At 62.0% G+C, this 19,201-nt stretch carries 17 protein-coding genes; 7 read left to right on the plus strand and 10 right to left on the minus strand.

Annotated features, from left to right (window positions below):
• Positions 1–27 precede the first annotated feature (27 nt).
• Genes QZR30_RS02755 through QZR30_RS02765 form a run of 3 tightly spaced genes read left to right on the plus strand, consistent with a single transcriptional unit; the run spans position 28 to position 4,280 of the window.
• Positions 28–2,466 carry a fimbria/pilus outer membrane usher protein gene (locus QZR30_RS02755; RefSeq protein ID WP_311902924.1) on the plus strand — a complete coding sequence of 813 codons (2,439 nt, stop codon included), beginning with the start codon at positions 28–30 and terminating at the stop codon, positions 2,464–2,466.
• Between the two features lie 11 nt (positions 2,467–2,477).
• Entirely contained in the window at positions 2,478–3,617 is a 1,140-nt protein-coding gene (locus QZR30_RS02760) for a DUF1120 domain-containing protein (RefSeq protein WP_056845472.1), read from the plus strand.
• Positions 3,618–3,629: 12 nt separating this feature from the next.
• Complete coding sequence (locus QZR30_RS02765; RefSeq protein ID WP_046071013.1) at positions 3,630–4,280, plus strand: DUF1120 domain-containing protein; 651 nt, start codon at positions 3,630–3,632, stop codon at positions 4,278–4,280.
• On the opposite strand, the gene QZR30_RS02770 is transcribed toward QZR30_RS02765, so the two are convergent.
• Entirely contained in the window at positions 4,277–5,542 is a 1,266-nt protein-coding gene (locus QZR30_RS02770; protein WP_046071012.1) for a CynX/NimT family MFS transporter, read from the minus strand. The genes QZR30_RS02765 and QZR30_RS02770 overlap by 4 nt on opposite strands.
• Positions 5,532–6,191, minus strand: coding sequence for a FadR/GntR family transcriptional regulator (locus QZR30_RS02775; RefSeq protein WP_046071011.1), 660 nt, complete (start codon positions 6,189–6,191; stop codon positions 5,532–5,534). Before QZR30_RS02775 ends, QZR30_RS02770 begins: the two co-directional genes overlap by 11 nt.
• Before the next feature lie 160 nt (positions 6,192–6,351).
• Between QZR30_RS02775 and QZR30_RS02780 the strand changes: the two genes are divergently transcribed.
• Positions 6,352–6,663, plus strand: a complete 312-nt coding sequence (locus QZR30_RS02780; RefSeq protein WP_043048596.1) for a type II toxin-antitoxin system MqsR family toxin — start codon at positions 6,352–6,354, stop codon at positions 6,661–6,663.
• Entirely contained in the window at positions 6,660–7,154 is a 495-nt protein-coding gene (locus QZR30_RS02785) for a type II toxin-antitoxin system MqsA family antitoxin (RefSeq protein WP_056845475.1), read from the plus strand. The genes QZR30_RS02780 and QZR30_RS02785 overlap by 4 nt, the downstream gene beginning before the upstream one ends.
• A gap of 48 nt (positions 7,155–7,202) precedes the next feature.
• On the opposite strand, the gene QZR30_RS02790 is transcribed toward QZR30_RS02785, so the two are convergent.
• The 4 genes from QZR30_RS02790 to QZR30_RS02805 form a co-directional block, all read right to left on the minus strand.
• Positions 7,203–7,967, minus strand: coding sequence for an amino acid ABC transporter ATP-binding protein (locus tag QZR30_RS02790; protein ID WP_003171943.1), 765 nt, complete (start codon positions 7,965–7,967; stop codon positions 7,203–7,205).
• Between the two features lie 11 nt (positions 7,968–7,978).
• Positions 7,979–9,076, minus strand: coding sequence for an amino acid ABC transporter permease (locus QZR30_RS02795; protein ID WP_046071009.1), 1,098 nt, complete (start codon positions 9,074–9,076; stop codon positions 7,979–7,981).
• 10 nt (positions 9,077–9,086) lie between these two features.
• Positions 9,087–10,268 carry an amino acid ABC transporter permease gene (locus tag QZR30_RS02800; protein ID WP_046071008.1) on the minus strand — a complete coding sequence of 394 codons (1,182 nt, stop codon included), beginning with the start codon at positions 10,266–10,268 and terminating at the stop codon, positions 9,087–9,089.
• A gap of 72 nt (positions 10,269–10,340) precedes the next feature.
• Complete coding sequence (locus QZR30_RS02805; protein ID WP_005785045.1) at positions 10,341–11,372, minus strand: amino acid ABC transporter substrate-binding protein; 1,032 nt, start codon at positions 11,370–11,372, stop codon at positions 10,341–10,343.
• Positions 11,373–11,717: 345 nt separating this feature from the next.
• On the opposite strand from QZR30_RS02805, the gene QZR30_RS02810 reads away from it, so the two are divergent.
• The gene (locus QZR30_RS02810; RefSeq protein ID WP_046071007.1) at positions 11,718–12,374 is read left to right on the plus strand and encodes an alpha/beta hydrolase; all 657 of its coding nucleotides are present in this window, start codon (positions 11,718–11,720) and stop codon (positions 12,372–12,374) included.
• A 95-nt stretch (positions 12,375–12,469) separates the two neighbouring features.
• On the plus strand, positions 12,470–13,936 hold the full coding sequence (gene rhlB, locus QZR30_RS02815; RefSeq protein WP_046071006.1) for an ATP-dependent RNA helicase RhlB: 1,467 nt from the start codon (positions 12,470–12,472) through the stop codon (positions 13,934–13,936).
• 132 nt (positions 13,937–14,068) lie between these two features.
• On the opposite strand, the gene moaE is transcribed toward rhlB, so the two are convergent.
• The 4 genes from moaE to QZR30_RS02835 form a co-directional block, all read right to left on the minus strand.
• Positions 14,069–14,518 (minus strand): molybdopterin synthase catalytic subunit MoaE, encoded by a 450-nt coding sequence (gene moaE / locus QZR30_RS02820; protein WP_068966246.1) that lies wholly within the window; start codon positions 14,516–14,518, stop codon positions 14,069–14,071.
• Positions 14,519–14,520: 2 nt separating this feature from the next.
• A complete protein-coding gene (gene moaD, locus QZR30_RS02825; RefSeq protein ID WP_311902925.1) occupies positions 14,521–14,763 on the minus strand; it encodes a molybdopterin converting factor subunit 1 in 243 nt (80 codons plus the stop codon).
• On the minus strand, positions 14,760–15,233 hold the full coding sequence (gene moaC / locus QZR30_RS02830; RefSeq protein WP_046071003.1) for a cyclic pyranopterin monophosphate synthase MoaC: 474 nt from the start codon (positions 15,231–15,233) through the stop codon (positions 14,760–14,762). The genes moaD and moaC overlap by 4 nt, the downstream gene beginning before the upstream one ends.
• Before the next feature lie 155 nt (positions 15,234–15,388).
• Positions 15,389–19,117, minus strand: coding sequence for an autotransporter domain-containing protein (locus QZR30_RS02835; RefSeq protein WP_311902926.1), 3,729 nt, complete (start codon positions 19,115–19,117; stop codon positions 15,389–15,391).
• Between the last annotated feature and the right edge of the window lie 84 nt (positions 19,118–19,201).

The following is a 19,201-nucleotide window of genomic DNA, read 5'->3' on the forward strand; positions in this document are numbered from 1 at the left end:
GGGCGTCCACCAGATTGAGTGCCTTTCGTGAAAACAGTCCTGAGTTACCGTGACGGCGAAGCCGTGCCCGCTGCATCTGCCCGTCCACCGTTGGCGACCCTGGTATTGCTGTGCGCACTGGTGCCGGCCAAGGCGTGGCCCGACGCCGCGCCAAGGCCAGGCTTCGACGCACAGACCCTGAACCAGCGCGGCATTGATCCGCAACTGGCAAGCCTGCTGCTGGACGCGCCGCGTTTCGCCGCTGGCCGGCATAAGATCACCCTGCGGGTCAACGGCCAGCGTCGAGGGCGGCTAGAGGTGGCGTTCGATCAGCAGGGCAGGCTGTGCTTCGATCGCGCCCTGCTGGAGGCTGCCCATCTACTGACGCCCAACGACAGCGGCCCGTGCCACGACTTTATCGGGCAGTACCCGCAAAGCCTGGTGGAGCCGGATCCGGCCACGCTCTCGGTGGCGCTGGTGGTGCCCACCGATGCCTTACGCCCGGTGCCCCAGGATGTTTCGGGGTATGAAACCGGTGGGTTCGCCGGTCTGCTCAACTACGACCTCAGTGGTTTCTACAACCGTTACGGCGATGATGCCAGCCGGTTCGGCTCGGCCAATACTGAAATCGGGTTCAATGCCGGCGACTGGATCGTACGCAGCCGCCAGGTGCAAACCTGGCAGGACGGCTTGTCACGCAGCACCCACCTGGAAGCCTATGCCCAGCGCACCTTCGCCAGCCACCAGGCGGTGCTGCAGGCCGGGCAGATCAACCTCTATAATCCGGTGCTGGCCGGCGCGCAGATCAACGGGGTGCAGGTACTCACCGAGCAAGCCCTGCAGGAGCAAGGCCAGGGCGCGGTGATCGAAGGTATCGCCAACAGCCCGGCGCAAGTCGAGGTACGCCAGAACGGGGCGTTGATCCATTCCACGGTGGTGCCCGCCGGGCCATTTGCCCTGAGCGATGTGCGGCGCCTCAACACCCGTTCGGATGTGGAGGTCACGGTCAAGGAAAGCGTCGGCGGTGAACGGCGGTTCACCGTGCCGGCGGCGATGCTGGGGCTCGGTTTGCCGGCCCCGGGCTACTCCCTGGCGGCGGGCCGCGTGCGCAATATCGGCGACGCACAGGGCACCGACCCCTGGGTGGCCAGCGCCGGCTGGACCGGCCCCGTGCACGCGCAACTGAGCGTCGGCGGCGGCGTGACAGTGGCCGACGACTACCGTGCCAGCGGCGTCAGCCTGAGCTGGCTGCCTTGGCTGGACAGCCAAGTGCAACTGACCAGCCAGCTCTCCGATAGCAGCGGCTGGGAACAGGTGTCTGGCGTGCAGACCGACCTGTCCTGGTCACAGCGCCTGAATGAGCGATGGTCATTCAGTGTCGCCAATTCCTGGCGCAGCCCCGGCTATCGCGAGCTGGAAGAAAGCACCTACCGTCAGGTCAGCAACGAGCAGAGTCGTTCGCGTTACCGCGACCAGCAAAGCGCCACCTTGGGCTGGTCCCACCCCTGGCTCGGGGCCTTCAGTGCCGGGTTTTCCCGCGCCGCCAGCTTCGACGGCCGCAGCAGCAGTCGAGGCCTGGCGTCGTGGGGCACCAGCGTCGGCGGGGTATCGCTGTCTGCCAGTGCCGAATGGCAGATGGGCGGGCAGAATCAACAGGACAATGCCGTGTATCTGAATATCAGCCTGCCCCTGGGCGAGAATCGCCGGATGCGCGCCTGGGCACGTAATTCCGGTGGCGAACACCGCACCGGCGTGGGTATCAACGACCAGCTCGACGATCAATTGAGCTATCGCGTCAGCGCCGAGCACGACACCCGCGATAACCAAGTGGAAACCACCCTGGGCCTCTCGGCCCTGCCGCGCTACACCCAACTCGACTTGAGCTACAGCCGCTCCGACGCCGAGCGTTCCAGCTACCAGGGCGGCGCACGCGGCGGCGTGGTGCTGCATGGTGATGGCGTGACCTTCTCACCCTACCCGGTGCGCGACACCTTCGCCCTGCTCTCGGTCGGTGAGATGAGCGGGATCAAGGTCAGCACGCCCAGCGGGCCGGTCTGGACCGATTGGCAAGGCCAGGCGGTAGTGCCCCAGGTGAGCGCCTATGGACGCAGCCCGGTGGAGGTCCAGACCCGTTCGCTGCCGCGCAACGCCGATATCAACAACGGCCTGGCGGTGATCGCCGCAGGCCGCGGCGCGGTGGACCGGGTCGAGTTCGGCGTGGGCCTGACGCGCCGCGCATTGCTCACCGTCAGCACCGATGAGGGCGCGCCCTTGCCGAGGGGCGCCTCGGTCAGCACCGCAGAGGGTGAGTTCGTCACCCTGGTGCAGGACTCCAGCCAAGTGTTCCTGCCCAATGTGTTGGAGCAGCCGACGCTGTGGGTCACTTTGCCCGGAGGCAGCCGTTGTGTGTTGCGCTTCGAGTTGCCGAAGAAAGCCGACCCCTCGGTGTATTTCGAAACTGCCCCTGCCCGATGCCAAACGCCTTGAGGATCACCGTGATGTCCCGTATGACTTTCTTGCGCCCTATCAGCCTGTGGCTACTGCTCGGCCTGGCCGGCAACGTCCTGGCTGCAGATGAATGCCAGCTCACGCTCAGCGAATCGCTGCTGGATTTCGGCTTGATGAGCCGTATCGCCCAGAACGACAGTGCGCCACAACGCCTGCTCGGCGAACGGCGCCTGAGCCTGACCTTCAATTGCCCCCAGCCCCAAGACCTGAGCCTGTTCTACCGCGCCCTGGCCGCCGATGCGCAGCAACTGCAATTTACCGAGCACGGTCACTACCAGATTGAAGCCAGCAACGGTGTGGTCGATGGCAAAGCGGTGGAGTTAGGCTTGCTCGCCGCCCGGGGGCAGCCACCGCTGAGCAACGCCAGTGTGCAGGACTGGCACGCCGGCCATGGCATCGCACCGACCTTGCAGGGCAGCGTGGTCACAGGCAGCACCCTGTCCCTGCAACTGACGCTGCGCGCCTGGGCCGACAGTGCCGCCACCCGGGTGCGAGACGCCACCACCTGGGAAGTGTCCGGAACCTTTTACTCGCCGTTGCAGGGGCGCTATCGCGAGCTGACCTTGCGCGCGCATTTTGCCCCGGCCGCCTGCCAACCGTCACTGTCCGATCATGGCGTGGTGGATTACGGCGTCCTGCCGGCGAAAAGCCTGAACGCCACCACCGAAACCCCGATGCCCCTGAGGACCCTGGGCTTTGCCGTCAGTTGCGATGCGCCGACCCCGTTCGCCCTGCGCATGCACGATAACCGCGAAGGCTCGGCCACCGGTGGTATCGATGAGACCGCCTACGGTCTGGACCTGGATGCCGGCCGCAACAAAATCGGCGTGTATTTCGTTACGGTCGACCCGGCGGAATTCACCGCCGATGCCTTCACATCGCTGTATCGAACCGATTCCACCAGCAACGGCGTGGCCTGGAGCAGCTCCAGCCAGCGCCAGATCCCCATGGCCGCCAACAGCATCATGGGTTTCACCGACAGGCTCGGCACCACCACAGGGCCGGTGGCTATCCAGAACCTGAGCGGCACCGTACGCATCAAGACCTACCTGGCCCCCACACAATCGCTGGACCTGCGTGAAGTGGTGCGTATCAACGGCTCTGGCACCATCGAAATCATCTACTTGTAAGGAGTTCGCCTGATGAACATCCACCGCACTGCACTGCCCGCCTTGTTGCTTGCGCTGAGCGCCGCGCCGGCCCAAGCCGCCTCCAGCATCGACCTGAGTGTCCTGGGCCGTATCATCCCCACGGCTTGCACGCCACTGTTGTCCGCAGGCGGAGTAATCGACTACGGCAAGATTTCCCACCAGGACCTGAACCTCGAGCAAGGCACGCGCCTGCCCGTCAAGACTCTGCAGATCAGCATCGACTGCAATGCGCCCAGCCGCTATGCCCTGCGCATGCGCGACAACCGCGACGGCTCGGCCACGGTCAACAGTGAGATTTACTACGGGCTGGGTTTCGACCACAGCGGCAACCGTCTCGGCCTGTACTCCATGAGCTTCGACCCACGACAAACCCAGGCGGACACCATCGCGTCGATCTACGGCACCGAGTCGACCACCGGCGGCGTGGCCTGGCGCACCGCCAACCTCAACCCCATCGACATCGGCGCCAACAGCTACCTGGGCTTTACAGACATCGAAGGCAGCGTCGCCGGGCCCTCGGCGATTGGCACGCTGACCGGCACCGTGAGTATCCACACCGTGATCAGTGCCCGGCGCAACCTCGACCTGAGCGTCGACACGCCCCTGGATGGCTCGGCCACGCTGGAAGTGGTTTACCTCTAGACCTTCTCGCTGGAGACCTGCACATAGCGCGCCCGCCCGGCACCCAGGCCCGCCACGATCGCGCCCAGGCCGATCACGGCGAAGATCCAGCCGGTAGCGCCCCACCCCCCGGTCCAGTCATGCACCAGGCCGACTGCGAACGGGCCCATGGAGGCCAGGGTGTAGCCAAAGCCCTGGGCCATGCTCGACAGGTTGGCCGCGACGTGGGAATCGCGCGAACGCAGCACGATCAAGGTCAACGCCAGGCTGAAAGTGCCGCCCTGCCCCAGGCCGAGCAGAATCGCCCAGCCCCATAGCCCATCCAAGGGCGCATAGAGACAACCGAACAGGCCGCCGAGGGTCAGCAGCATCACCACTACGATGGCCAAGCGCTGGTCTTTGCCGCGGGTGGCCAGCCAGGGCGCGGCGAGCGAACTGAACAACTGCACGATGATCGAGCCGGACAGCGCCAACCCGGCCTCAGTAGCACTCAGGCCGCGCCCGATCAGGATCGACGGCAGCCAGCCAAACACGATGTAGGCCAGGGAGGATTGCAGGCCCATGTACAAGGTGACCTGCCACGCCAGCGGGTCGCGCAGCAAACCTCTTACGCGATAGGCGACCTGATGGGCACCGTGTTTCGGCCCGACCTGGGGCAACCAGAACAACGCCGCCAGCAGCGCCGGTAAAATCCAGAACCCCAGGCCGATGTTCCAGCTGCCGCCGAAGTAATGACTCAACGGCACCGTAGCCCCCGCCGCCAGCGCGGCGCCCAGGCACAGGGCCATGGTGTAGACGCCAGTCATGGTGCCGGCGTGCCTGGCAAAGTCACGCTTGACGATGCCCGGCAACAACACGCCGATGATGCCGATACTCGCACCAGCGATCAGGCTGCCGGCGAACAGGCCCACCTCACCTAAGCAGCTGCGCAGAATGATGCCGGCGGCCAGTGTCAGCAGAATGCCCAGCACCACGCGCTCAGCACCAAAACGCCGCGCCAGCACCGGCGCCAGCGGCGCGAACAGGCCCAGGCACAGCACCGGCAAGGTGGTCAGCAACCCGGCCTTGGCCGCCGACAACCCCAGGCTCGCGGACACCTCGCTGAGCAGCGGCGCCATGCTCGACAGCGCCGGGCGCAGGTTCAGCGCCACCAGGATCAGGCCCAGCAGCAACAGCCACGGGCGGGTGACGAGCGGCGATGTGTGTTGCACCACCTCGTCATCGGCTTCGGCGTCGATCAACAGCTCTTCGACTTCAGTCTTGCGTTGGGTTTCAGGGTTCATTGATCAACTGCCGGCAGAGGGATTTGGCGCGTTCGGGGTCTTGGTGCTCTACCGCGTCGAGCAAGGCGCTGTGCAGGTCGAACACGGCCTGGCGACGCGGTGAGATGTTCAGGGTCTGGCGCAACTGCGCGCCGACGATGGCCGAAAAGTAGTGGTACAGCTCGCTCAATGCCGGGTTATGTGCGGCATCTACCAACCGACGATGGAACACCAGGTCGGCGTTGATGTAAGCCTCCAGGTCACCGTGATACAGCTCGGCGCTGACCTGGAGCGTCTGGCGCAACGCGCCGAGGTCTTCATCGGTGCGCCGCACTGCGGCGAGGCCGACAGCCTCCACTTCGAGGATCTGCCGCGTCTCCTGCGCCTGCTCCAGCGTGCAATGGGACAGCGCACGCATTGTGCCCAACGGATCGGTCATCGAGCGCAGATAGCTGCCGTCACCCTGGCGGATTTCGATCAAGCCAGAGAACGCCAACACACGCATGGCCTCGCGCACGGTATTGCGGCTGATGCCCAGCTCGGCAGACAGCTCCGGCTCGGTGGGCAGGCGTTCGCCGATGGCCCACACGCCTTGGGCAATGCGCAGACGTAACTGCTCCAGGGCCTGGTCGACCAGGGAGCGTTTGATCAGTGGGGCGATGTCTGTCATGGGGTTTGCGCTTTCGTCCAATCATAGGATGAATTTTCCTACAGGCTATTCGGAGTTGCCTACAAAGGCAACGCACTAGGGTTCTTAGGCAGCAAAAAGGAGCAGTATTTTCGATTGGTAAAATTACCCTCATAGGGTAATTATTGGACTCAGGTGTCTTATGGAAAAGTACACACCTCATTACGATTTGGCGGTGATCAAAGCAGACGTCAGGCGGCTCGGGAGGAAAGCATTTACCCAGTCAGCACAACGATGCGGCTGGGACCTGTGCTTTAGCCTTGAGGAAATGCAGGAGGTCATCTATGAGTTGCAAAACTGGATGTTGTACAAGTCGATGACCACTTATGGAGACCATCGAGTCTGGCAGGACGTGTACCACACTCATTCAAAAGGCAGGGAGATTTACATCAAGGTCACTTACTGCACAGACGGTAGACCTCCGGTAATCTCCTTCAAGGAGAAACACCCATGAAAAAAACCGAGCTGTGCTACATCTGTGGCGCCCCTGATGCATTGAGCTATTTCGAGGGCCGCAGCGAAACCATAAGCGTCAAAGGCATGGAGCGTCGAGTCGACAATCTTGCAGGCTGGGAATGCAAGGTATGCGGCGACGGCTTTTGGGACCCCGATACCGATAGTGCAGATCGCTATGGCGAAGCGGGTGACGAGCTAGTCCTCGCCGCTCGAAAAATGATCGGCGCCGAGATGAAGCGCATCCGCCGAAAACTGCACCTTACGCAAAAGGAAGCCGTGGATTTGCTGTCCGGTGGCGGCCACAACGCATTCTCCCGGTACGAACGCGGCGAAGTTCCAGCCCCCAAACCCTTGGTGCTGCTGATGCGATTCTTGGATCGCCACCCGCACCTGCTTGCGGACGCGAAAGCCCTGGCGGAAGGCGCTGATATGCGCGGCGCCTTCACCTACACCGTGAACAACGACACTGAAGCACTCAAAGCGTCCTAACCCAAAAAATAAACCCGGCCAGGCCGGGTTTGTTTTTTCAAACACCGATCAATGCAAAATCTGGCTCAAGAACAACTTGGTTCGATCATTCTGCGGGTTGTCAAAGAAGTCATTCGGCGCCGCCTGTTCCACGATCTCGCCCTTGTCCATGAAGATCACACGGTTGGCCACGGTGCGGGCAAAGCCCATTTCGTGGGTCACGCACAACATGGTCATGCCGTCTTCGGCCAGGCCGATCATGGTGTCCAATACCTCCTTGACCATTTCCGGGTCCAGCGCCGAAGTCGGTTCGTCGAACAGCATGATTTTCGGCTTCATGCACAGCGCACGGGCAATCGCCACACGCTGTTGCTGGCCGCCGGAGAGTTGCCCCGGAAACTTGTGGGCCTGCTCCGGGATGCGCACGCGCTCCAGGTAATGCATGGCGATTTCCTCGGCCTTGCGCTTGGGCATCTTGCGCACCCACATCGGCGCCAGTGTGCAGTTCTGCAGGATGGTCAGATGCGGGAACAGGTTGAAGTGCTGGAACACCATGCCGACTTCACGGCGGATCGCTTCGATCTGCTTGAGGTCGTTGGTCAGTTCCACGCCATCGACCACGATGCGGCCCTGCTGGTGCTCTTCCAGACGATTGAGGCAGCGGATGGTGGTGGACTTGCCCGAACCCGACGGGCCGCACAGCACGATGCGCTCGCCTTGCTTGACGTTGAGGTTGATGTCCTTCAACACATGGAACTGGCCGTACCACTTGTTGACACCCTGCATCTGGATAATGCCTTCAGGGCTCACAGGCTGCTTGATTGCTTCGCTCATAAAAACCACTCCTAACGCTTGTGGCCGGTGTCGAGCTTGCGTTCCAGGTGCATGGAATAGCGCGACATGCCAAAACAGAAAATCCAGAACACCAGGGCGGCGAACACGTAGCCTTCGGTGGCCATGCCCAGCCATTTGGGGTCGGCGGCGGCTTGCTTGACGCTGTTGAGCAGGTCGAACAGGCCGATGATGATCACAAGGCTGGTGTCCTTGAACAGTGCGATGAAGGTATTGACGATCCCCGGGATCACCATCTTCAAAGCCTGCGGCAGAATCACCAGGCCCATGCTGCGCCAGTAACCCAGGCCCATCGCCGCGGCGGCTTCGTACTGCCCCTTGGGAATCGCCTGCAAGCCACCACGCACCACTTCTGCCACATAGGCCGACTGGAACAGGATCACGCCGATCAGCGCTCGCAGCAGCTTGTCGAAGTTCATGCCTTCGGGCAGGAACAACGGCAACATCACCGAGGACATGAACAGCACGGTGATCAACGGCACGCCGCGCCAGAACTCGATGAAGGTCACGCAAACCACCCGGATCGCCGGCATGTTCGAGCGCCGCCCCAACGCCAACACAATGCCCAGCGGCAAGGCACCAGCGATGCCGACCGTGGCAATCACCAGGGTCAGCATCAGGCCGCCCCATTGGCTGGTCGCCACCGTGCTCAGGCCGAAGACGCCGCCGTGCAGCAGGAAGTAGGCGATGATCGGGTACAGCACCAGAAAGCCCAGACCGTAGATCGCCTTGCGTTGCAAACGCGAGATGAACAACGGCGCCACGCCGACAATGGCCAGCCACACCGTCAGGTCTACGCGCCAGCGCAGCTCGCCTGGGTAGTATCCGTACATGAATTGCCCGAAGCGTTGTTGGATGAACACCCAGCAAGCACCCTCTTTCGTGCAATCGGCGCGGGTAGTGCCGACCCAGTTGGCGTCGAGAATGGCCCACTGCAGGATCGGCGGCACCACCAGGTACACCAGGTAGATCGCCAGCAAGGTCAGCAGGGTGTTGAGCCAGCTTGAGAACAAGTTGGCGCGCATCCACGCCACCGGCCCGAAGACTTTGCTCGGCGGCGGCATGTCAGGTTTGAACGTATGCGTCGTCATGGGCGTTTCCTCACCGCTCGATCAGCGCAATGCGCTTGTTGTACCAGTTCATCAGCAGGGAAATGCTGATGCTGATCGCCAGGTACACGCTCATGGTGATGGCAATGACCTCGATGGCCTGGCCGGTCTGGTTGAGCACCGTGCCGGCAAACAGCGAAACCATTTCCGGGTAGCCGATACCGGCGGCCAGCGACGAGTTTTTCGCCAGGTTCAGGTATTGGCTGGTCAGCGGCGGGATGATCACGCGCAGCGCCTGCGGGATGATGACCTTGCGCAGCGTTGGCCCCGGGCGCAAGCCTAGTGAGCGCGCGGCTTCGGTCTGGCCGTGGCTCACGGACTTGATCCCCGAGCGCACAATCTCGGCGATAAACGCCGCTGTATACACCGTCAGCGCCAGGGTCAGCGCCAGCAGTTCAGGGATCAATACCCAGCCACCGACGAAGTTGAAGCCTGCAAGCCGGGGCATTTCCCAGTGCAGCGGCGCGCCGAAGATCAACGCACATAACGCCGGGATCACGATGAACAGCGCCAGGCCGGCCCAGAATTTATGGAAGGGTACGCCAGTGGCTTCAAAGCGCCTGTTGGCCCAGCGGGTCATCAGCACGATGGCGACAATGGCGATCACCAGGCTGGCGACAAATGGCCAGAACCCGTCGGCCGCCAGGGCTGCCGGCATGTTCAGACCACGACTGCTGACGAAGAAGGTGTCACCGAAGTTATGGCTGTTGCGCGGCCCCGGCATGGTCAGGAACACCGCGAAATACCAGAACAGGATTTGCAGTAACGGCGGGATATTGCGAAAGACTTCTACGTAGACCGTCGCCAGCTTGCTGATCATCCAGTTGGGCGACAGCCGCGCCACGCCGATGATAAAGCCGAGCAGGGTTGCCAGCACCACACCGATCACGGTCACCAGCAAGGTATTGAGCAAGCCGATCACAAACACCCGGGCATAGCTGTCCGATTCGGTGTAGTCGATCAAATGCTGCGCGATGCCGAAGCCGGCACTGCGTTCAAGAAAGTCGAAACCCGAGGTAATACCCCGGTGTTGCAGGTTGGTCTGGGTGTTATGGAACAGGTACCAGCCCAGCGAGACCACCGCCACGATGGTGATGATCTGGAATAGCCACGCGCGCACTTTGGGATCGCTGAAGCTGAGCTTCTGCTTGGGTGCGCCGATTTGATTTTGCATGAAGTGCCCCGCAAAGAATGGAACAGAACATCACCCGGCGGTTGGCCCACCGGGTGATAGAACCATCAGCGATCAGCGCACAGGGGGTGCGTATTGGATGCCGCCGTTGTTCCACAGCGCGTTCAGGCCACGGTCGATTTCCAGTGGCGTGCTCTTGCCCAGGTTGCGCTCGAACATTTCGCCGTAGTTGCCCACTTGCTTGACGATCTGTACGACCCAGTCCTTCTTCACTTTCAAGTCTTTGCCATATTCACCATCGGCACCGAGCAAACGCGCGACGTCGGGGTTCTTGGTGGACTTGGCTTCAGCTTCAACGTTTTTCGAGGTCACACCGGCTTCTTCAGCGTTGAGCATGGCGTAGCCCACCCAGCGCACGATGGCCAGCCACTCGTCGTCACCGTTACGCACGACCGGGCCCAGAGGCTCCTTGGAAATGGTTTCCGGCAGCACCACGTAGTCTTTCGGCGCGGCCAGCTTGCTGCGCTGAGCAAACAGTTGCGACTTATCGGATGTCAACACGTCGCAACGCCCGGATTCCAGCGACTTGGCGCTTTCGTCGGAGGTGTCGAAGGTGATCGGGGTGTACTTGAGGTTATTGGCGCGGAAGTAGTCGGAAACGTTCAGCTCGGTGGTGGTACCGGCCTGGATGCAGATGGTTGCTCCGTCCAGCTCCTTGGCGCTTTTCACGCCGAGCTTGTTGTTGACCAAAAAGCCGATGCCGTCGTAGTAGGTAATGAAGCCTGGGAATTTCAGGCCCATGCCCGCATCGCGAGAGCTGGTCATGGTGGTGTTGCGCGACAGGATGTCGACTTCGCCCGATTGCAGCGCGGTGAAACGCTCCTTGGCATTCAACTGGCTGAACTTGACCTTGGTGGCGTCACCGAAAACCGCAGCGGCTACGGCGCGGCAGTAGTCGGCATCAATGCCGAGGATCTTGCCACTGGCATCCGGCACCGAGAAGCCCGGCAGGCCATCACTCACGCCACATTGCACAAAGCCTTTCTTCTGCACGGCATCCAGGGTGGCGCCCGCCTGGGCAAACCCACTGACACCCAATACAGCCGCCGCAGTGACGATGGCCAGGGTGGATTTCAATACCTTCATTCAAACCTCCAGTTGCTCTTGTTGTGTCCAAGCTCCAACCCCAGCGCACCCTTATGAGGCGATATCGACCCGTGTTGGCTTTTTTTGGGGTCAAGCGGCATGAGGTTTTCGCAATCATTCCAGCGGCTATCCCCTGAACGGCGGTCACTGATAGTGTTACCGTCCCGGGAGAGTTCTGACATCGACCTACACATAGCAAGGCGCGTACCAGAGTGCTGGCCAAGCGCTTGCAACCCTGGGTTAATGGCAAAAGATTCACCCTTGCGACATTCTCTTAACAGATCAACCTGTCGCGCACCGTTCCGACGCCCCCAATCGGAGCGCGCGCACATATATGGAGCAGACATGACCGAACCCTTGATTCTTCAGCCCGCCAAGCCCGCAGATGCCTGCGTTATCTGGTTGCATGGCCTGGGTGCCGATCGCTACGACTTCCTGCCGGTAGCCGAGGCGCTGCAGGAAAGCTTGCTGACCACGCGCTTCGTTTTGCCCCAGGCGCCGACGCGCCCGGTGACCATCAACGGCGGCTACGAGATGCCGAGCTGGTACGACATCAAGGCCATGAGCCCGGCGCGTTCGATCAGCCTGGAAGAACTGGAAGTCTCGGCGAAAATGCTCACTGATTTGATCGAGGCTCAGAAGAGAACCGGGATAGACGCTTCGCGAATTTTCCTCGCGGGTTTTTCCCAGGGCGGTGCCGTGGTTTTCCACACCGCGTTCTTAAATTGGGAGGGGCCACTGGGTGGCGTCATAGCCCTCTCCACCTACGCGCCAACCTTTGATAATGAGCTGGAATTATCCGCCAGCCAGCAGCGCATTCCGACACTGTGCCTGCATGGTCAGTACGACGAGGTGGTGCAGAACGCCATGGGCCGTAGCGCCTATGAGCATTTGAAGGGCCGTGGTGTCACCGTGGCATGGCAGGAATACCCAATGGGCCACGAAGTGTTACCCGAAGAGATACGCGATATCGGCACCTGGCTGGCTGAACGCCTGCGCTGAAACCCGCGTTTATGTAGCCGTATGACAGACGCACTACGCCGCGCCCGATTCTTGCATTACACTGGCCGGCGTATATTCCTTAACCAATTAATGAGATGACCGTGCTCAAAGCACTCAAGAAGATGTTCGGCAAAAGCGCGGCTGAGCCGCTCGCGCCTGTTCCCAGTGCTCCTGCCCCCAAGCCCGGCAACCGCAATGACGGTCCACAGCCTGGCCGGACTACGCCCGCCGCCGCACCGAAACAACCCTCGGTGACGCCGCCTGAACAGGCCCAGCCTGCCGAGGTCGCTACGGCGCCTGCGGCCAAACCACGTCGCGAACGCGCGCCCAAGCCGCCGGTAACCCCGTGGAAACTCGAAGACTTCGTCGTCGAGCCCCAGGAAGGCAAGACCCGCTTCCACGACTTCAAGCTGGCCCCGGAACTGATGCATGCCATCCAGGACCTGGGCTTCCCGTACTGCACGCCGATCCAGGCGCAGGTGCTGGGTTTCACCCTCGCGGGTAAAGACGCCATCGGCCGTGCCCAGACCGGTACCGGCAAGACCGCCGCATTCCTGATCTCGATCATCACCCAGCTGCTGCAGACGCCACCGCCGAAAGAGCGCTACATGGGTGAACCGCGCGCGTTGATCATCGCCCCGACCCGGGAGCTGGTGGTGCAGATCGCCAAGGACGCCGCCGATCTGACCAAGTACACCGGCCTCAACGTGATGACCTTCGTCGGCGGCATGGACTTCGACAAACAGCTCAAGCACCTTGAAGCCCGCCACTGCGATATCCTGGTCGCCACCCCCGGCCGCCTGCTGGACTTCAACCAGCGCGGCGACGTGCACCTGGACATGGTCGAAGTGATGGTGCTGGACGAAGCCGACCGCATGCTCGACATGGGCTTTATCCCGCAAGTACGCCAGATCATCCGCCAGACCCCGCCCAAAGCCGAGCGCCAGACCCTGCTGTTCTCCGCGACCTTCACCGAAGACGTGATGAACCTCGCCAAGCAGTGGACCACCGACCCGTCCATCGTCGAGATCGAGGCGCTGAACGTCGCCAGCGAAAACGTCGAGCAGCACATCTACGCCGTGGCCGGTGCCGACAAGTACAAGCTGCTCTACAACCTGGTCAATGACAACGGTTGGGAGCGCGTGATGGTGTTCGCCAACCGCAAGGACGAAGTGCGCCGCATCGAAGAACGCCTGGTGCGCGATGGCGTCAATGCCGCGCAACTGTCGGGCGACGTGCCGCAGCACAAGCGTATCAAGACGTTGGAAGGCTTTCGCGAAGGCAAGATCCGCGTACTGGTGGCCACCGACGTGGCCGGGCGCGGTATTCATATCGACGGCATCAGCCACGTGATCAACTTCACCCTGCCGGAAGTGCCGGACGACTACGTGCACCGTATCGGTCGTACCGGGCGTGCCGGGGCTGCGGGTGTGTCGATCAGCTTTGCCGGGGAAGATGATTCGTATCAGTTGCCGTCGATCGAGACACTGCTGGGGCGCAAGATCAGTTGTGAGACGCCGCCAACGCACTTGCTGCGAGCTGTAGAACGCAAACGCCCTTAACGGCTAAAACTCGATCAAAAATGTGGGAGGGGGCTTGCTCCCGATAGCAATGGGTCAATCAACAGAGATGTTGAATGTGCCACCGCTATCGGGAGCAAGCCCCCTCCCACATTTGCATCTGTGTTTGGCGTGCTATTTCCAGCGGTCTGCTGCCGCGTGGTCGCTGTCCCGCCCGTCTACCCAACGCGGCCCCTCGCTGGTGTTTTCCTTCTTCCAGAACGGCGCCCGCGTCTTCAAGTAATCCATCACAAACGCACAGGCATCAAACGCCGCCTGGCGATGCGCACTCGCCGCCGCGACAAACACAATCGGCTCTCCCGGCTCCAGCGCGCCGATACGATGCAGCACCTCCAGCTTGAGCAACGGCCAGCGCTGCTCAGCCTCGACGGCAATCTTGGCCAAAGCCTTTTCGGTCATGCCGGAGTAGTGCTCAAGAAACATCCCCGACACATCACACCCGTCATTGAAGTCGCGCACATAGCCGACAAAACTCACCACCGCGCCCACGCCGACATTGGCGGCGTGCATGGCGTTGACTTCAGCGCCGGGATCAAAGGCTTCGACTTGCACACGAATGGCCATGGTCAGCCTCCGGTCACGGGTGGGAAAAACGCGACTTCATCGCCGGCTTGCAGTGGCTCGTCGAGGCCACATAGCTCCTGGTTGCGGGCGCACATCAGGCTGGTCTCGTTGAGCACTTCGAAGCCCGGATCACCCGCCAATGCTTGGCGTACGGCGTCGACGGTGGCGAAGTCACCTTCCATCTCCAGCGAATCCAGGCCAATCGCTTCGCTGTAGCGGGCAAAAAACAGCACGTTGATACTCATACCTGATCCGCCTTGAAGTGCCCGCTCTTACCGCCCAGCTTTTCCAGCAGGCGAATGCTTTCGATGGTCATGCCACGGTCCACGGCCTTGCACATGTCGTAGATGGTCAACGCCGCAACGCTGGCGGCAGTCAAGGCTTCCATTTCCACGCCGGTCTGGCCGGAGAGTTTGCAGCGCGCCAGGATATGCACGGCATCCACGCCATCGGCGCGTAGCTCGACCTTGACGCCGGTAAGCATCAGCGGGTGGCACAGGGGGATCAAGTCACTGGTTTTTTTTGCCGCCTGGATCCCGGCGATGCGGGCCACGGCGAATACGTCGCCCTTGGGGTGGGCGCCGTCGACAATCATTGTCAGGGTTTCGGGCAACATGCGCACCCGCGCTTCGGCCACCGCCTCACGGAAGGTCACGGCTTTATCGGTGACGTCGACCATATGGGCGCGACCTTGGGAATCGAGATGAGTCAGCACAGGGATACTCCTGATCGGGAGCAGCAATTGTAAACCTTGTAGAAGCAAGCTTGCTCGCGAAAAACCAGACGATATCGCGGGGTTCCTGCTACCCCGCGTTATCGTTGGCGTCCTTCGCGAGCAAGCTCGCTCCTACACGAAGATCAAGTGCAAGGTTAGAAACGGAAGGTAAACCCGGCATTGATCCCGTTGTTGTTACCGCGGTTGGACAGCAAGCCGCTGTAGTTCAACGACACCAGGGTGTCCTTGGTCAAGGCCATCTCCGCGCTGGCCTTGATCACCGCGCCATCCCGGGCCACGGGCACGCTGTTGACGGCAAAGGCGGTGTCGCTGCCGGCAAACTTCAGCGAGGCTTCGCGGTCGGTGTCACCGAACTGATGCTCCCAACCCAACTCACCGCGCAAGGTCACCGCCGAGGTGGCGCTGATCGGCAACTGCGTATGCGCACGCAGGCCCAGGGTCGACAGCGTCGCGTCCTGGCTTTGCTTACTGGCGTGCAAAGCAGCGGCACCGCCTTTCTCCTTGAACGAGTCGCTTTGATAGTTCAGGTACGTGAGGTTGGCGAAGGGTTCGAGCAGGCTCCATTGGGTGTAGCCGATCTCGGCGAACACTTGGTCGGTGCGTGCGCTGTAGTCGGCCTTGGCGTAGTCCGACTGATTGGCGTAGGCGACCCGCCGCGAAGTGTCCAGGCGGTGCCAGGTGGTGGCGCCACCCAGGCGCAGGGCAATGGCTTCGAAGCGCTTACCGCCATATACCGACAGGTGATAGTTGTCGCTGTCCGCCGAAGCCGACTGGCCATTGAGGTGGCTCTGGGTATAACCGGTCGCCGCCCCCACCCGCCAGCCATCACTCACCTCGGTGTCCAAACCCAGCAGCACGCCGCTGGTGGACGACGAGTAGCCACTAGCGTTGTTGTCACCGCTGACGTTATTACGCCCGCCCAGCAGTTGCACCCAGCCGCCGTTGTCGCTGGCCTGAATCTGCGCGCTGGAATCCAGCGCCTGGGCCTGCTGCAGACGCCCGTTGACCGCTTCGCGCAGGTAACGGCTGTCGGCCATTTGCGCCGCCGCCACATCCGAGTGCAGTTGCCCCGAGAGTTGCTTGAACGCGTCCCGTGCCTGGTCGGCGGAATCCGAAGCCAACAGGCTTTCGTAGACCGGGCTGCCGGCGCCCAGCGTCTCGGCCGCTGTCGCCACCGCCCGTTCGTTGCGGGTTTGTGCGACGCTGGCGAAGCTGGTCTGGTTGCGCGCTATCGCCAGGGTCAGCTGGTTGGGTTGGTAGTTGAGCTGCGTGCCAATGAACAGGTAGTTGGGCGCGAACGCCGCAAACTGGCCATTGATGCCCTGGCTGGCGCTGAGGATGCTGAACTGCTGGCCCAGCAAACTGCGCGCCTCGCTGGCGGACAGCAGGTTTTGGCTGTTCTCCAGGGACACGTTCACCTGGCCGCCATTGAGGGTCGCCACGCCGCTGCTCTGGATCTGGTCGCTGCGGCCATTGGGGCCGACTTCGACGGCATACACCGAGCCCGGATTGAAGGTCACGTCGCCAGTACGCAACGTGCCAATCGAATGCCCCGGTGCCACGCGCCCGCCAGCGTTCAAGCTCAAGACGCCCACTGTACCGTTGCCGGCAAGGGTGCCGCCCAAGGTGGTCAGCACGCCGTTATCCGCATTGCGCGTGCCCACGGCGCTGCCATCCACCGTCACGGCAGAGGTCAACACGCCATCCACCGACAATGTGCCACCGCGCACCCAGGTGCTGCCTGAATAGGTGTTCTGGCCCTCCAGCACCAGTTCGCCATCCCCCGACTTGACCAGGCTGCCAACGTAGGTGGCGCCGGTAAGCAGGTCCTGGCCACGGGTCAGCGTCGCCTGTTCCCGGGCATGGCCGATCTCGTATTCGAACTGATCATCGGCCGAGGCATTGGCGGGCAGGCCATTGAACCAGCCCTTTTGCTGCTTGGTCGCCGTCCAGGTCGCCTGCTCGGCAGCGTCTTCCACGCGCCGGGCGCGAATGGCCTCATCGGAAATCGGGTTGGCCCAGATATCGCGGGTACCGGCAGGCAAGGCCACCGCCACCGCACCGAGGAACTGCCCTGGCCCTTGCATGGCTTTTTGCAGGTTGGGCAGGCCCCAGCCGCTGACCACACCCGGCACTTGCGGCGTACCCAGGGCGGCATCGTGCACCGGCTGCAGGTTGTCGTAGGTGCGGCCACCTGTCAGCTCACCGACAGGTGTGTCTGGGCCATCCGGCGCCTGCAGGCTGGAGGTGGTGAGCAATACGTCCCGCGCCTGGCTGGCGGTCATGTAGGGAAAGCGCTGGATCACCAGGGCCAAGGCCCCGGAAACGCTCGGCGCGGCGGCGGAGGTGCCGTTGGCGTTGGGGATGATTTCACCCTCCGGCCCTGCGGACGGGATGCCCGACACACCCATCACGCACCACCACTTCGAGGTGCCGCAACGGTTGTAGACCTGGGCGCTGGTCTCGTCATAGCCGGTGATCGCGAGGAATTTGCCTTCAATATCCGGCTTGAAAAACGGCAGGTTGGCGTTGGTATCCGGGTTGGCACCGTGGCTGTCGTTGCCCGCCGAGATGATCTGGATAAAGGTGTTTTGCCGTGCGGTGTCAGCCATGGCGTCCATCCAGGTCTTGTGACCGGCGTGGGCCTTGTCCCAGAACGGGCGATAGGCCGCGGTCATGTCCCGCAGATTTTGCGCGGCGCTGTCGCCGACCGTACCGAAGTGGTTCTCCACGTCATCGCGCGAGCTTTGCCCCCAGCTCTGGTTGACGATCGACACGTTCTTCGCCGCCAGGGCGTTATAGCTGGCCATGAACGCGTTGTAGTCGAGGTCGTTGGAACCTTGGTACCGATCGTTGTCGCTGCCGCCGGTGTTGGCGACAAAGATATTCGCATCGAAGGCAATGCCGTGCATACCGGTGCCGTTGCGGCTGGCCCCGAGCACACCGGACATTTCCGTACCGTGACCATCGTTGAACGCCGGGTCGTATTCCCCGGGAATGCTGAAATGCTCACCCTGCTTGAACTCGCCGCTGGGCACTTCAAGACGGTAGCGCGGATGGGTGGCGTAGTACTCGCCGGTGGAGGTCACCGCCTGCACGCGGTCCTGGCCCTGGGCATTCTTGCCCTGGAATTCGAAGTGCCGGGTGAGAACGCCCGAGTCCAGCACGCCGACATTCACACCCTTGCCGGTGATGCCCAGGGCATAGGCATAGTACGCGTTGGTGCGGTCCAGGCCAGAGTTGACCTGGGCTTCCGGGGTCTTCCAGGTTTGCGCGTTGGCGCTCCAGTCACGGGTTGCGCCAGCCCAGGATTGCCCGGCGTTCAGTTGCGCGTTGAGGTTGCTGCTCACGCCCGGCTCTACGTAGGTATAGGGCTTGGCGGCCGGCAGGTTGGCGATGATGGCCTTGGAAAAATCGAGAATATTGGTGGTGTAGCGACCATTGTTGCTGAACAGCCGACTGCGGTAGTAATCCAGGCGCGAGGTGTAGTCCAGCGGTCGCCGGGTATCGCCGAGCATGGCGCCGATGGTGAGGTTTTCAGGCTGTAGTTCGTAGTTCTGCTTGAGGGCCGAGTCGAACTTTCCGGACTGGGCAGCGAAGTCCTTGGCCGCCAGGTCGACGATATCCGCGTAGGCAAACCGCAGGTTCTTGTACACGTCGGTGTTGGGGCCGAATGACGCGACGGCTTTCCTGAACGCCGATTCCAATACTTGTGACGTATAGGGATTGTCATCGGCCCAGGCCATCGAGCCCTGCCCCAGCCATAGGGCCAGGCCGAGTGCGATGGGTGTCAGGGGCATCTGCTTGAAACGAGTAGAGTGCTTGCGTTGCGACACAGTGAAGCCATTACCTGCTACGTCCATTTTCCTTTCCCTTTGGATATGTGCGTCGTCAATGAGCGGTGTTTCGGGCTTTTGTAATAGGCAGGGTCACGGTGAAAACCCTAG

Origin of the sequence: Pseudomonas sp. rhizo25 (assembly GCF_031931935.1) — a bacterium.
In the GTDB taxonomy this organism is placed as follows: domain Bacteria; phylum Pseudomonadota; class Gammaproteobacteria; order Pseudomonadales; family Pseudomonadaceae; genus Aquipseudomonas; species Aquipseudomonas synxantha.